Annotated in this window: 12 protein-coding genes; 1 reads left to right on the forward strand and 11 read right to left on the reverse strand. The window is 36.4% G+C overall.

The window, feature by feature from the left end; genetic code table 11:
* Nucleotides 1-5 precede the first annotated feature (5 nt).
* The 8 genes from smc to NEH74_RS01965 all read right to left on the reverse strand — a co-directional run bounded on the left by smc (nt 6) and on the right by NEH74_RS01965 (nt 9,630).
* Entirely contained in the window at nt 6-3,581 is a 3,576-nt protein-coding gene (gene smc / locus NEH74_RS01930) for a chromosome segregation protein SMC (RefSeq protein WP_262941013.1), read from the reverse strand.
* Nucleotides 3,582-3,709: 128 nt separating this feature from the next.
* Nucleotides 3,710-4,696 carry a serine hydrolase domain-containing protein gene (locus NEH74_RS01935; RefSeq protein WP_262941014.1) on the reverse strand — a complete coding sequence of 329 codons (987 nt, stop codon included), beginning with the start codon at nt 4,694-4,696 and terminating at the stop codon, nt 3,710-3,712.
* 99 nt (nt 4,697-4,795) lie between these two features.
* Nucleotides 4,796-5,752, reverse strand: a complete 957-nt coding sequence (gene uvsE / locus NEH74_RS01940) for a UV DNA damage repair endonuclease UvsE (RefSeq protein ID WP_055304374.1) — start codon at nt 5,750-5,752, stop codon at nt 4,796-4,798.
* 55 nt (nt 5,753-5,807) lie between these two features.
* Nucleotides 5,808-5,936 (reverse strand): hypothetical protein, encoded by a 129-nt coding sequence (locus NEH74_RS01945; protein WP_262941015.1) that lies wholly within the window; start codon nt 5,934-5,936, stop codon nt 5,808-5,810.
* A 167-nt stretch (nt 5,937-6,103) separates the two neighbouring features.
* Nucleotides 6,104-6,808 (reverse strand): restriction endonuclease, encoded by a 705-nt coding sequence (locus NEH74_RS01950; RefSeq protein WP_055241519.1) that lies wholly within the window; start codon nt 6,806-6,808, stop codon nt 6,104-6,106.
* 87 nt (nt 6,809-6,895) lie between these two features.
* A complete protein-coding gene (locus NEH74_RS01955; protein ID WP_262941017.1) occupies nt 6,896-7,258 on the reverse strand; it encodes a YccF domain-containing protein in 363 nt (120 codons plus the stop codon).
* Nucleotides 7,259-7,301: 43 nt separating this feature from the next.
* On the reverse strand, nt 7,302-8,675 hold the full coding sequence (locus tag NEH74_RS01960) for an aldehyde dehydrogenase (RefSeq protein WP_262941018.1): 1,374 nt from the start codon (nt 8,673-8,675) through the stop codon (nt 7,302-7,304).
* 49 nt (nt 8,676-8,724) lie between these two features.
* A complete protein-coding gene (locus NEH74_RS01965) occupies nt 8,725-9,630 on the reverse strand; it encodes a magnesium transporter CorA family protein (RefSeq protein WP_055241527.1) in 906 nt (301 codons plus the stop codon).
* Nucleotides 9,631-10,054: 424 nt separating this feature from the next.
* On the opposite strand from NEH74_RS01965, the gene NEH74_RS01970 reads away from it, so the two are divergent.
* Nucleotides 10,055-10,801: a hydrolase gene (locus NEH74_RS01970; protein WP_055274919.1), complete on the forward strand. Its 747-nt coding sequence runs from the start codon at nt 10,055-10,057 to the stop codon at nt 10,799-10,801.
* Between the two features lie 918 nt (nt 10,802-11,719).
* Here the strand turns inward: NEH74_RS01970 and NEH74_RS01975 are convergent.
* The 3 genes from NEH74_RS01975 to NEH74_RS01985 are packed head-to-tail and all read right to left on the reverse strand — an operon-like array spanning nt 11,720 to nt 15,281.
* On the reverse strand, nt 11,720-12,961 hold the full coding sequence (locus NEH74_RS01975) for an ABC transporter permease (protein WP_055304378.1): 1,242 nt from the start codon (nt 12,959-12,961) through the stop codon (nt 11,720-11,722).
* 2 nt (nt 12,962-12,963) lie between these two features.
* Nucleotides 12,964-14,592, reverse strand: a complete 1,629-nt coding sequence (locus tag NEH74_RS01980; protein ID WP_055304380.1) for a hypothetical protein — start codon at nt 14,590-14,592, stop codon at nt 12,964-12,966.
* On the reverse strand, nt 14,589-15,281 hold the full coding sequence (locus NEH74_RS01985) for an ABC transporter ATP-binding protein (protein ID WP_055304382.1): 693 nt from the start codon (nt 15,279-15,281) through the stop codon (nt 14,589-14,591). The genes NEH74_RS01980 and NEH74_RS01985 overlap by 4 nt, the downstream gene beginning before the upstream one ends.
* Nucleotides 15,282-15,290: the final 9 nt, after the last annotated feature.

A 15,290-nucleotide genomic window follows, 5' to 3' on the forward strand; every position in this document is an offset into this window, starting at 1 on the left:
GACTATTATTTTTCGTCATCCATATAGTCTGAGACATTATCCATGCGGACTGAAACTAATTTCGTCACTCCACGCTCTTGCATCGTCACCCCATATAAAACATCGGCTTTTTCCATCGTTCCTTTACGGTGAGTAATGACAATGAATTGCGTCTCATTACTAAATGCCTTTAAATAGTTCGCATAGCGTGCGACGTTCGCTTCATCGAGTGCGGCTTCAACCTCATCAAGCACACAAAACGGAACCGTACGAACTTTTAAGATAGCAAATAATAACGCGATTGATGTTAATGCCTTTTGACCACCTGATAATAAATTCGAAGTCTTTAACTTCGTTCCTGGTGGTTGAGCAATAATTTCTACCCCTGTATGAAGTAAATCATGAGGATCGGTCAACACTAAATCCGCACTTCCACCACCGAATAATTTTTTAAAGATCTCCATATATTGTTCACGAACCAGATCAAACGTTTCTTTAAACTTCACCGTCATCTCTTGATCCATTTCATTAATGGTCTCTTCTAACGTGGCTTTCGCTTCGATTAAATCATCACGCTGTGTCGTCAAGAAATCATAACGCTCTTTAACACGTTGATATTCCTGAATCGCTCCAACGTTAATTTCACCCAGTGCAGCGATTTGACCTTTAATACTACGGATACGTGATTTAATTTCTTCAATTGAGCCTTTTAATGGATAATTTTCATTTGCATGATCAAACGTCATCTGATACTCTTCCTCTAACTTTTTAATCATGATATCCATCTCAACATCGACTTTCCCAATTGAAACATCTAATTGATTTAATGACTCAGCCATCTTTTGTTGCACTTTATGACTTTCTCGAACTTCACGTTCAAGTGTCTCTAATTCTTGGCTGACTTTTGTTAACGTGACACGTTGATCTTGAATCTGTTCAATGATGCCTTCACGTTTTTCTTTCTTCTCAGCTAAGTTTGCTTCTAATTGAACCACTTCATCGTCATTTCCAAGTAATGCTTGTTCACTTTCAGCAATTTTATCTAATAATTCTTTTAAACGTATTCTAGCTTGTTCAGTTTCACCTTTTAAACGCTCAAACGTCGCACACTCATTATGTAATGCCGTTTCAAGTTTTGCCACATCGACTTTTAATTCAGTCATCTGTTGTAATAATTGAGATTTTAATTCTTCTTGTTGTTCAAGTTGTTCTTCTAACGTCTCAATTGTTGCTTTTGCCTCTTCAATACGTTGTTCTAGAACTAAACGATCTTCTGCTAACTGATTATTCTTCTCAACTAATTGTTTTAATTCGGCTTCATGTTCACGACGTTCAATACGAAGTAATTGCTCACGTTCATTTTGTGATTTTTCACGATATTCAAACGCTAACTTCTGTTGATTCACTTCAGACATCTTCTCTTTTAAGCGTTCACCAGCAAGTTGTACCTTTTGCAATTCTTTTTCAGATTGCTTCACGGTCTGTGCCCATTCTTCTTGAAGTACTTTTGACTGTTCTAACTCATCCGTTAATTGCTGAATTTGACGTTGGCAATCTTCAATTTCATTTTTTTGACGAAGTAAAGATGAACCTTGTCGCTTCACAGCCCCTCCGGTCATCGCCCCTCCAGCATTAATCACGTCACCTTCTAACGTTACGATACGATAACGATAATTCAGCTGTTTTGCTAAATTTTTCGCCACATTTAAATCCTTGGTTACAATAATATTTCCTAAAATATTTTCAACAATTTGTCGATAACGTTGATCATAGCCAACTAATTGTGAAGCTACACCTACCACATCTTGATTTCCTTGAATACGATTTTGAACATCCAGTGGTAAAAGACGTGATTTAATAACGTTTAATGGTAAGAACGTGGCACGTCCTGCGTGATGTTTCTTTAAAAAATCAATGGCTTTTTTAGCAGAATCATCATTGGTCGTGACGATCTGTTGCATGACTGGCCCTAAGACGACATCCATCGCTAATTCTAACTCTTTTGGAACCGTAACTAACTCAGCAACAGCCCCTTCAATCCCAGAGACTTGTCCCTGTTCACGAGCTTTTAAAATCTTTTTAACCCCTTCATTAAATCCAGAGAAATCTTTTTGAGCATCTTCAAGCCATTGCAAACGGTTATTCATCTTATCTAACTGATGGGTTAAATGACGATGACGATTTGTTTCCATCTCTGCCTGCTTTAAGCGTTGTTGATGTTCTTTATATAATTGTTGATATAAATCTCGTTTTTCTTTTAGCGATGTCTCAAACTTTCCATACTGTGCTTTAAATGTCTCTTGCTCTTGAACTAATGCGTCACGATCAAGTAACGCTTTTTCCTCATCCTCATTGATGCGCTCAAGCGTGGTCTCTGTTCGCTTAATCTGCTGATTAATCGCAATATATTGATTTTTAACGCTCGCTAACCGATTCACATCTTCAAAATAAGCGTCACGCGTCGTATCTAATTGAATCTTTAAGTTTTCTTCTAAATGTTGATACTCTTCAGAGACCTTCTGTAACTGTGATTGCTTCGTTTCTAACGATGTCTTCGTCTTTGTCATGGCCTCTTCAGCTGTTTTCAACTCGACTTGTGAAGTTTCTAAACGTGATTCAAGTTGTGCTTGTTGTTCTGCTAATTCTTCTTTATTAGATGACGCATTTTTATGACGTTCTTTTAAAACATCACGTTGACCTTGAAGCTTTTGAATCCATTCTGATGTTTCAACTAAATCAGCTTGTAATTGTTCCAACTGGCGCTCTTGTGCTTGCTGATTTTGCTTTAACGTATCACGACGACGTTCATCATTAGCAATTTTAGCATTAATACTGACATGCTCAAATTCAACATCTTTACGTTCCTTTTTTGAACGCTCCATTTGGTCATTTAAAGTTTTAATATCATAAGCTAACACACTAATTTCAGAATCACTACATTCTTGCTTTAAGACCATGTACTTCTCAGCTTGTTCTGACTGCTTACGAAGCGGTTCAACCTGGTCCTCAAGCTCAAAAATAATATCTTGTACACGACTTAAGTTATCACTTGTTGATTCAAGCTTTCGAGTCGCTTCTTTTTTACGCATTTTATATTTTAATACACCAGCCGCTTCTTCAATAATTACACGGCGGTCTTCAACGCGCGCCTCAACGATTGCCTTAACCTTATCCTGAGAGATGATCGATAAAGAGTCATGACCAATCCCTGTATCCATAATTAAATCGACGACATCTTTCAAACGCACTTTTTGTTTATTAATTAAATATTCACTATCTCCCGTACGATAAACACGGCGCGTAATACTGACTTCTTCATAATCAATTGGTAAACTTCCACAACTGTTATCTAAAACAAGCGTCACTTCAGCAAAGTTTAATGGTTTACGAGTTGATGTTCCGGCGAAGATAATATCTTCCATCTTCCCCCCACGTAAACTCTTAGCTGACTGCTCACCTAGTACCCAACGAATCGCATCGGAAATATTACTTTTTCCGGATCCATTCGGTCCAACGACCGCAGTGACACCTTGTTCAAATTCAACGACAGTTTTATCTGCAAAGGATTTAAAACCAATTGTCTCAATTCTTTTTAAATACATACGTTTCATCCTTTATCTACATTCTTAACTTTATTATTATACCGAATGTTTGTCGTAAAATAAAGGGACAACGCATGAGTTCAAACATTAGTTCTATCCTAAATTCCAACGTCTGGTTAAAATAAGACTTAGTTGTTTAAATCCTTATAAAAATTCCCGTGTAAGGTCCAAACATCTTGAGCAAAATTACTCATCATTGTCATAGTTCGACACTTCTGTCGATCATAAGAACTAATAAAACTAATTCCTGGATCACTCCCTTGTATAAACGGAAGATAGTGACCATCATCTAACGATTTAAGCCATACCCCGTAACCATACCAATCTTCCTTCACTTGAGGAGATAACATTTCATTCACCATCGGTTGAGAAATTAATCTTCCTTTCATCAAACACGTCCAAAAGCGATCCATATCTTTTGCTGTTGTATAGGCTCCTCCTGCTCCGCTTCCTTTCACATCAAGGCTATAAATATTGCTGTAATAAGTTTGTGTCTCTTCATCTAGACAATAACCCGTTGCACAGTGAAGTGGTAATCGATCAAGCTCATAATAGCCAGTATCCTCCATTTCACAAGGAGTAAAAATGATTTTTTCTAAATAACGATCAAACGATAATTTAGTGACAGCTTCAATGATTAATCCTAAGACTACATACCCGGCATTATTGTACTGAAACTTTTGCCCCTTCGGAAATGCCATGCGTTTATGAAGAAATAAGGGAAGTAAATCTTGAGACGTTCGAATTCGGTAATTCGGATAATTCTCCCATAACTTCGCATAGTCCGTACAAAGCGACTCATCAAAATAATCAGGTAATCCTGACGTATGTGTCAATAATTGACGAACCGTAATATTTTTATCAATATGGTGCCAATCAAAGGGTAAGAGTTGGCCAAGTGTGCTATCAAAAGAAATAAACTTCCCCTCAATAAGTTGTAAAATGGCCACTGCAATAAATACTTTGCTTCCTGATGCCATAGGAAATTTTGTTTCTAATCGATTAAGGCGTTGATTGGCAAGATCAGCCTCTCCATACGCTTGTTTAAAAACCCATTTTCCATGCTCCTCAATTGAAATAACCCCTTTAAAATCTTCTTTAACTAAGTTTCTCATCTATTTATTCGCTCCTTTAGTTCTATTCAATCTCTTTATTAAACTGTATTAAAAAACAGACTACTTCATGAATAAGCAATCTGTTTTTTATGTGGTTTATTAAATTTCAATGGTCGTATGATCAAGCCACTGCCACTTTGGCCGTGCTTGTTTAATCTCATGAACTAATCGGTGGAGAGCTAAATCTTTTTGCTTGGCTTCAATCATAACATCAATATCTTGATTTAACGGTTTAATTAAATCTAAAAATCGTAGGATATCGTCTACTTCAATAAAATCAGCATGACGACGATCAGTCTCAAACTCCTTCGGACTTGACACATGAATTTTAGGTGGCCAATAATCGGCTTCCCACGTCTTAAAAATAGATTCTACCATTGATTCTAATGATTCTCCTTCATTATAGCAACGATGATGATGAATATCTAATACCATTGGTATATGCAGTCGTTGACAAAGACCTAAAACATCTGAAGCCGAATAGGTCTTATCATCATTTTCTAAAATAAGTGCCCGTTGAAGACGTGAGGGTAGCCGCTCAAAGGTATGTATAAATCGTTCTAGTGCCGCCTCTTTTCCACCCGCTTTTCCTCCCACATGAAGGACTAGCTTTCCATGCTCCATGTCAAATAAATCAAATAAATCTAATTGATGCTCAAGTGTACGAATCGAAGACTCGATAACCGATTCATTGACACTATTTAAGACATTAAACTGATCGGGGTGCGCATCGACTCGCATATTAGACTGTTTGATTAACTTAGCTACTTCGTGACATTCGGTCTGAATCACTTTTGAATAATTCCATACCACATCTTGATGGGTGGCAAGTGGAATGAGTTTTGACGTGAGGCGATAAAAATGAATGTCATTTTCAATGTTATACTTTAAAATTTTTATTAAATCAATTAGATTCGATTGAGTCACTCGTTTAAGTAAACTTAAACGTTCCCTTTCAGACTCAATAGATGAATACTTCTTATATGTCACAGGAGATGAACTTGTAACTTTATCTAAACGCATCGCAATCGCAACATAACCAAATCGAACTCTCATAAAAAACACCCTCGGATTCTTTAATTTACTGTTAGTTTATCCAAGGGTATTAAAACTATTTATTTTCCTGGTTAAGTTCCTCTTCCATTTGTTGATCAGCACGCGAAGCAACCACTAAACAGCTATAGATAGTTAACTCAATAAAGGTCACCGCACTTCCAACTACAAAACCACTCCAAAACATCTAATCACCATCCTTTACTTTGTTCGACTACAAGATTTATTGGCTGCATTACCATTAACATCATTTAATTCCTTTCACAAAAAATGACGACAGAAATCAAATTTTTTTTGATGTCCAAAAGCACTGCTTCTTATATAGTGTATGAAACAGTTCATCAAAGGAGCAAATCAAGACACTGAAACTTGTGGTGAAGGAGAAATGGTTGTCTTTTCCTCCTTTAGTCCATTAAGTGCCTCATAAAATTCATGACCATTCATCAACTTGATACCATTTCGACTTGCAAACAATAACGCCTCTTCTTCAAAATCACTCGTACTTAAAGCGATAGCTATATCTGCCTGAATGTCATAATCTTTCATACTTCCATAAAACTCACGAATTTCTTTTAAAGTCACTAGCTCGCCAAGAGCAAAATCTAATCCTTCAGGATCCGTGTATAAGTTTTCAATCATCGGAACGCGTTTAAAATATTTTACTATAATTTTTTGTCCCTGATTCCACATCATAAAATCGTAACCACATGTTATTGGATTCGAGCTGACTTCAAGCTCTTCATATCCTTGAAGCTCAAAAAAACGCTGTAATAACTCATGGAAGAGTTCATCATTCAATTTATCTAACTGTTCAAACAGTAACAACTGACTTAGCTGAATCCGTCGTCGATCATTCTCTTTTGCATACTGCTCCACCGCTAATTTCCGTTGGTTTTGTTTATATTTAATGATGAGTAAACTCACAATGGTTAACAGTAAAATAATGAGATACCAATCCCACATCTGCCAAGAGGCAACCCAATCGGTAAACCCATAAAAAAAGTTAAAAATGACAAATGCAATAATCAAATAAGCTATATAAACGACTCTTTTTTCCATTATATCACCTACTTTAGTATGAGAAAAGAACCGTATTTTTAAACAAAAATTACCAAAAAAATAAAAAAACGCCCCAATATGAGACGTTTACAACACTTCTTTTCCAAATGGCATTAAGGATAACATCGCTAATTTTAGCGCTTGTCGCGCAAACGGAATACCAACAATTGTCACTGTTAGAAAAATCGCACTAACTAAATTAACCAGTGCTAATTCTAAACCACCAAATAAAAGCCAAACAATATTTAAAACAAAAGTTCCACCCGATGTATTCACCGTTACAACTTCCTTTCCAAACGGTGCAAATTGTAACTTAGCTAGTTTAAAACATTGAAGTCCAACTGGAATCCCAATAATGGTCAAACACCATAGCGCTCCAAAAAAGCACCAGATGAGAGCATTAATAAATCCTCCAAAAATCATCCAAATTAAATTTCCTAGACACGACATATTTTCTCCTCCTTTATTAAATAATATGCCAAATGATGATCACTTACTTCATGATTTTTTTGATCCATCGTAAACGATTCTGATAAGGTGGAAATACGAGTGGAACAGAAACCTTCGTTGAACGTTTAACAATCGCTTTTTCATACGTAAACGTCTCAAAACTTGATTTTCCATGATAACGCCCCATACCAGATGGGCCCACTCCACCAAAAGGTAAATAATTAGATGCTACCTGTGTTACAACATCATTAATACATCCCCCTCCAAAGGCATAACGTTGAATCAAATGATTCGCAAAGGTCTGATTTTCAGAAAAAACATAAAAAGCAAGAGGCTTAGGATGCAAAGCTAGACACTGATCAATCTCATCAAGCGTTCGATAACTCATCGTCGGTAATAAAGGTCCAAATAACTCTTCTTCCATTAAAGAATCATCTAGAGAAACGTGTTTAAAAACGGTTGGAGACACATATCTCTCATCAAGTCTTACCTCACCTCCAATAATGATCTTTTCGCGGTTCTCTTCAATGAGCTGAGCTAAGCGCTTCGTATGCTGGACGGTTACGATGTGACCATAGTCCTCACTTAAATATGGATTCTCACCATAAAATCTCATCAACACTTGAATCAGTTCCTCTAAAAAAGCTTCATAGATTTGATGATGAACAAGGACATAATCTGGCGCCACACACGTCTGACCGTTATTCATAAATTTTCCCCAAGCTAAACGCTTAGCTGCCCGCTTCAAATTCGCTGTCTCATCAATAATCACCGGAGACTTTCCTCCCAGTTCGAGTGTGATTGGAGTTAAATGTTGACTCGCTTTTTGCATGACAATTTTACCAACTCGTACACTCCCGGTAAAGAAAATATAATCAAATGGTAAATCAAGCAGTTCCTGATTAATCTCAACTCCACCAGTTACAATAGAAACATACTCATTACTAAAGGCTGTTTCTATTAATGAAACTAATACTTTTTCAACGGTTGGGGTAAGCTCTGAAGGTTTTAAAATGGCGCCATTTCCACCTGCAATGGCTCCTACTAATGGTTCTAATAAAAGTTGAACGGGATAATTAAAAGGTCCAATAATTAAAACGACGCCGTAGGCGGATGGATAAACAGAAGATGTTCCGATTAATTGGGCTATATCGCTCTTCACACGACGAGGACGTGCCCATTTCTTTAAATGCTTTATCGTATAATCAATGGACGAATAAATGAAACCAATCTCTGAGGTGTAAGCTTCAAAAGAAGACTTTCCTAAATCTTTTTTCAGTGCCTCTTCTAACTCTGTTTCGTACTGCTTAATTGCTTGCTTTAATTGCATTAATGCCTTCAGTCGTTGTTGAATTGAGATGGGTCCGTGGTGATGTAAATAAGATTTTTGTCGTTGTAATTGTTCATTTAAGTTCATGTGATCACCTCAAGAAAGAAAAAAACCTCTGCAAGGCAGATGGGCTCTTCTATTTATTTTTATAACGTCGGTTTTCTTTACGATTAATGTAAAGACCGGCTAAGATCGTAATAATAACTGAAATAATAGAAACAATTAAAAAGCCGTATTTATTCTCTTGGAATGGGACGGGAACATTCATTCCCCAGAAACTTGAAACGACGGTTGGAACCGCAATAATCACTGAGACGACCGTTAAAAATTTCATGACCATATTCAAGTTATTTGAAATAATTGTTTCAAAGACATTTAAGTTGCTACTTAAGATGTTTCCATAAATTTTTGACATGTCAATCGCCTGTTTATTTTCAATGATAACATCTTCTAACATTTCAGCTTCCGGTGTATCATTTTTTTCAAGCTTGACTAAACGTTCTAATACAATTTGGTTTGAACGAAGGGATGAAGACATGTAAACTAAACTTTTTTGTAAGTCCAACATTTCGATTAAATCTTCATTTTGTGGTGAGTGACGTAAGGCACGCTCAACTTGGCTACTCTTACGTTCAATAACACGTAAATAACCTAAGTATTGAATCGAGATCGTATATAAAATTTGATAAATATGTGCATTGATACTTGTTGTTGTGACTTTTAAGCGTTTGCTAAATACATTTAACTCTTGTGTACATAATGTTAAAAGCATGCGATCTGTTTTAACAATCCCAAGTGGGACAGTTGAGTAATACGTATCAGACTCAAATGAGACAGGAACGTCGACGATAATCATCGTAAAGTTATCTTCAATTTGAACACGTGAACGCTCTTCTTCATCAAGTGCTGTAATAACTGTTTCATACTCTAAGTCATGTGCTTTACATAATGTTTCTACTTCTTGATGGGTGGGATTAATTAAGTTAACCCACTCAAACCCGCCACTTGTTAGTGAATTAATGAAATTCACTTCACTTCTCATCGAATCACCTCTTATAGTCTCACACGATGTCATCGACACTTGGTGACATCCATGTGATTAATTTAATTGTCCGTATGGGAATGGAATCTTCCACTTGATGTCACCTCCAACTGTCTCATAAACATAGTAAAAGAACAAAAACTAGTATTAAACTTAGTCTTTGCACCCTTTAAAGAAATATAACAGGATTCTTTTCCTTTTCAAGTATACTACTAATCATTAGAATTGACCACCTTCAGACGTAAGTTTTTTCACCTGTCGACAAATATAATGGAAACGAGTGCGAAATTTTTATAAAAAGCGTAAATTTCGAGAAATTCCTATGAGAATTATAAAATAAAAATCGGATATTATTAACTTTTTCAGACAATTTCGATATAATGAATATATTGTAATTATGGACATTACGAAAGGATGTGACAGTTTGAATAAAGTAAATATTCCCGAAAAACTTGTACCTGAGGTAACGAGTAACTTGCGTAAAAATTTCGTTCGTGTCCCAGATGTGATTCGAAATGCAAGTGGAATCCGTATCTTTGGTAAACGATTAAAATCATTTATCTTTACAACAGACGTAGCAATTATTAAAAATACAAATGCAGACGCGGTCATTGCCGTCTATCCATTCACTCCACAACCAACGATTACTCAAGCGATCATGTCCGTTTCAGACATTCCTGTTATTTGTGGTGTTGGTGGAGGACTAACACATGGAACGCGTTCAGCAAACATTGCCTTACATGCCGAATTCCAAGGTGCTATTGCCGTCGTTTTAAATGCACCCACACCTCGTGAAACCATTGAATACGTTAAGGAAACGATTGATATTCCTGTCGTCGTGACAGTTGTTTCTGAACATACAGATGTTCAATCTCGTATTGATGCTGGAGCTGATATCTTAAATGTCAGTGGTGGTTCTAAAACAGCTAGCATTGTGCGTAAAATTCGCCAACAATACCCAACCATTCCGATTATCGCAACTGGCGGACCAACCGATGAATCAATTCTTGAAACCATTGCAGCGGGAGCAAATGCTATTACCTATACCCCCCCAACAAATGGAGAATTATTTCGTGTAAAGATGGATCATTACCGTGAAATTGAAAATAGCGTTCAACAAGATGAACCCATTGATAAAATTCACGAAGAAGAGTTAGCTTTAACCGAATAAATAAAACTCCCTTAAACAGGGCGTTCAACTAAACCACCATATTAGATGGTGGTTTTTCATTTTCCTGTCTAGCTCATAAAAAACAATCATTTTATTAGTAACGTTTCACGCCTCTCACTATCTTTAAATATAAGAAAAGACAAAATTCTTTTAATCAAGATTATATACCAACTGTGGCTCTAGTCTATATAAATCCAAATCAGTTTTTCAGATGATAAAAACTTTTAAGCCATACTAGAGGTAGATACATTCTCTCCAAAAATGCCAGGGAACCCATACCCTAGCAGTGGAGGATACATTTTCTCAAAAATGCCAGGGAACCCCTGAACAATAGTCTGCCTTGATTGGTAAAACAGATCAGTATTTTTTATTTGCTACTTGAGAGGTAGACTACTTATCTATTTATATATATAAGTCCAGATAAGTTTTTTACATCGTAAAAACTTTTAGCTGGACTATAGTCTGCCTTGCACGGCATAGCTATTCCATATTTCGGTTGCTGTATTAAATGTAGAAAACATTTCTGTTTATATATAGAACTCATATCCAAAACTTTAAACAATAAGTTAAGCTATACTTAAAAGAGGATTTCTGTATCCCTGCCGTCATCTTCTTCTAACTCCATTTCCTACTCATGAAACGTTAGATTATCTTCAATAACAGCTAGTTGTTGTACTGATAACGCACTGTATGACCAAACTATCTTATTTCACTTCTCCTTTTAATTGATGACTAACGATAAAAGAAGAACTAAAACAGAAGCACTGAAAAAAATAAAGCTAGGTAAAAAGAAAAGATAAATAACTAAAAAGCCTTAGAAAACAGAGCCATTCAGCTCGTTTCTCTAAGGCTTTTTAGCGTTTTAGTATGAATGAATTTATTCTAATAAATAAATGTTTGAGTACCTTTTAGAACTAACTATTCATAGCGTAAGGCATCAATTGGATTTAAGTTTGCTGCTTTAATGGATGGTAATAATCCAAAGACAATTCCGATAATCATTGAAAAGATGACTGATAAAACGATAGCCGGTACACTAATGGCCACTGGCGTTTGAGAAATTCGAGAAATGACTTGAGCCAGTCCAACACCGACTAATACCCCAATGACACCACCTAAACTTGTTAATACTGCGGCTTCAGTTAAAAACTGTGTGAGAATCACACTTTTTCGGGCTCCAATGGCTTTTTTCAATCCAATTTCACTCGTACGTTCTGTAACAGAAACGAGCATAATATTCATCACACCAATTCCACCAACAAGTAAAGAAATACTTGCAATCCAAATCAACTGTTGATTCGTTGCGGCACTTAATTCTTGTAATTGTTTAGCCTGTTCTAAAACATCGGTTGCTTTATATTGTACATTATTGTCTCCTAAATACATATTTAATAAATCTGCACTTTCTCGCCCGACTTGTCCCATCGCATCCGTATCAGTTGCCTTAACAACTAAATGTTGCGGCTCATCATAACTATAAACGATTGGCCAAGCAGCATTTGGAATATAAAGGGCTCCACCGTTATCTTGATGATACATATAATAATCTTCAATCGAATGAATCACAGGTGAGAAGCTACTTGGTAGTGAAACAACACCAACAACAATAAATGGTTCCCCCATAATCTCAATTGTTTTTCCAATGGCATCAGTTCCTTGGAAGATACTTGTTGCCGCATTTTGATCTAAAATAACGACCTTACGAAACTCTTCATAATCTGATGGAATAAATGAACGTCCCTGTTTAATCAAATATCCTGTCGTTTGGAAATAATGCTCATCAATTCCTTTCACTGATGCCCCATCTAATACCGTATTTTGATAATAAATACTATCAGCATAGCTTCGACTCACATAGAACGAAGCATTTTCTACATTTTCAATCGCTTTAACTTCCTCTAAAATATCACTCGTCATCACAGGAGTTCCATAAGGCACTTGTCCTGCATCGACTTCATAACCATCTTGGCTTAATTTTACATTTACTACATTATTTCCTGATCCAATTAAATTTTGCTTAATTTGTTCATTCGTTCCCTTAATCGTTGAGACAATAGCGATAATCGCAGCAATCCCAATAATAATCCCGAGCATAGTTAAAAATGAACGCATTTTATGGGACCAGATTCCTTTTAACGATAGTTGAATATTTTCTATCATATCTAGTACCCCCACATATTTGTCATCTCTTTAGCTTTGACACCATCTTTAATATTTTTAGTATATGGGAAGGCCACTTGATCATCTTCATTAACACCTGAAAGAATCTCCATATACGAACCATAAATGACTTTCCCTGTTTGAATGTATTCCTTTTTCAGACGGAAGTCTTCATCAACTTTATAGACAAACTTGCGTCCATTTTCATCACCAATGTAAGCCATGTCTAAATATAAAGCATTTGAATTTTCAACGTTTTCTTGAACTCGAACCGAAACAGACATATTATTTTTTAAATCGGTGGCATCTTCAATATAAGCGACAAAAGGATACTTAGAAACATTTTGATTCCCATACGAATACGGATCATCGACTGGGTATGGATATATCTCTGTGATAGAAGCAATATAACTATTTCCTGTATCCCATGACATCACCTCTACCATTTGTCCAGGTTCCACCTCATTTAATTGGTATTCTGTTAACGTTCCTTTTAAATAAAGGCCACTATCACTACTAACAACAATAAATGCTGATCCTTCAATCGAACCGACACTTGGATCGCCAACTTTTTTGACCACTCCGTTAACACTACTACGAACCGTTAAATTTTCAATTTCTTTTTTAATCTTCTCTTCTTTTAGAAGTGCCTCTTTATAATCAAGTTCTAATGTTTGAATCTCTGTCTTTTTTTCCTGAATTAATTGTGCTAACTCCTCTTTAGTATACCCTTCTTGTGGTAAATCAGGGAGATCTGGTGAGATATCAGGTTCCTCTTCAGGCTCCTGATCTGGATATATCGGCTGTTCTGGTTCTTCTTCTGGTTTTTGATCAGGCTTCTCCTCATGATCTGGTTGGTTTTGTTCAGGTTCATCAGGTATACTTTCTTTAAAATAGTCACTAACTGTTATTTCAATAAACTCTGCTGGAATTTCTAAGCTTGATCCATCTAATACTTTAATCATTGGTTGTGATCCATCATCCGATAAAAGAGTCAAACTTAACTGAATCGGTTGTGAAATTTGAGTTTGTCCCACTTCATCTAACCCCTTTAAACGATATAAGAATGACACATTTAACTTGGCTGAAGCTTTAACTTCTAAAGAATAAGTTCCATCCTCAAGAGGTGTTAACGCTGTGGCATAGGTTAAAACTTCTTCTTGTTCTCCTTCTGTTGTTCGTGTTCTTGTTAATGACACGGGCATTGTGGTCACTGGGTTTCCTTCACTTTTTGCAATCGGTTGAGTTGAATTTAATTTTTGTAACTGACGTTTAGCTGAATCAATGTTTACTTTTAAACTTTCGATAGTTAGTCGCTGCATTTCAAGTTCCAACTCAACTAACGTACTATCATAAACTAACAATGGATCGTTAATCGATACTTGTTGTCCTTCTTGAACCAGTACCTCTTTGATTACCTTGCGATCTTGAAGCATGACCTCTTGTGTCATATCCGATGTAACATAACCATCTGATTCATTCACGTCGCCCCACCATGACGTACTAATGTACGCAACAGGTTGTACCTCAATCGCTGAGCCGCTACTTAGTTGCTGATAAGCATAAACTCCTCCACCAATCAAACCAAATGAAAGCAACGAAGCGCCAATTATTAAAGGTGCTTTTTTCATCGATCCACGCCCCCTCTCTCTGGATGATAAACAATCTCTCCATCTAAAATTTCTATCTTTCGCTGAGCTTGGTCTGCAATTGCACGATCGTGAGTAATCATTACAATTGTGACGCCTTCTTCATTTAGCTTCTTAAAAAGTGACATAATTTGCGCACCAGACTTGCTATCCAATGCACCTGTCGGTTCATCCGCTAGTAAAATGCTTGGATTATTTACCATCGCCCTTGCAATCGCAACACGTTGTTTTTGTCCCCCTGAAAGCTGAGTCGGTTTAAAGTGTAATCGTTCACCTAATCCAACACGCTCTAAAGCCAACGTCGCTCGTTGACGACGTTCCTGTTTTGAAACACCAGCGTAAGTCAATGGTAACTCTACATTCTCAAGCGCACTTTGGCGTGATAACAATTGAAAGCTTTGAAAAACAAATCCAATTTCTTTTAATCTTAAATCTGATAACTGTACATCATTTAATTTTGAAACATCTAATCCATTAAGATGATAACTTCCTGATGAAGGGAGGTCTAAGCAACCTAATATATTCATTAAGGTTGACTTTCCTGATCCTGAAGGTCCCATGATGGCGACATATTCTCCCGCTTCCACTTCAAACGTAATATTTTTTAGGACAGGGACTTCAAGTTTATCTTGTAAATAGTGTTTATTAATATTTTCTAACTGTAAAATCATTGCTCAGCC

Source organism: Turicibacter sp. GALT-G1 (genome assembly GCF_025594995.1).
Taxonomy (GTDB): Bacteria; Bacillota_I; Bacilli_A; order MOL361; family Turicibacteraceae; genus Turicibacter; species Turicibacter bilis.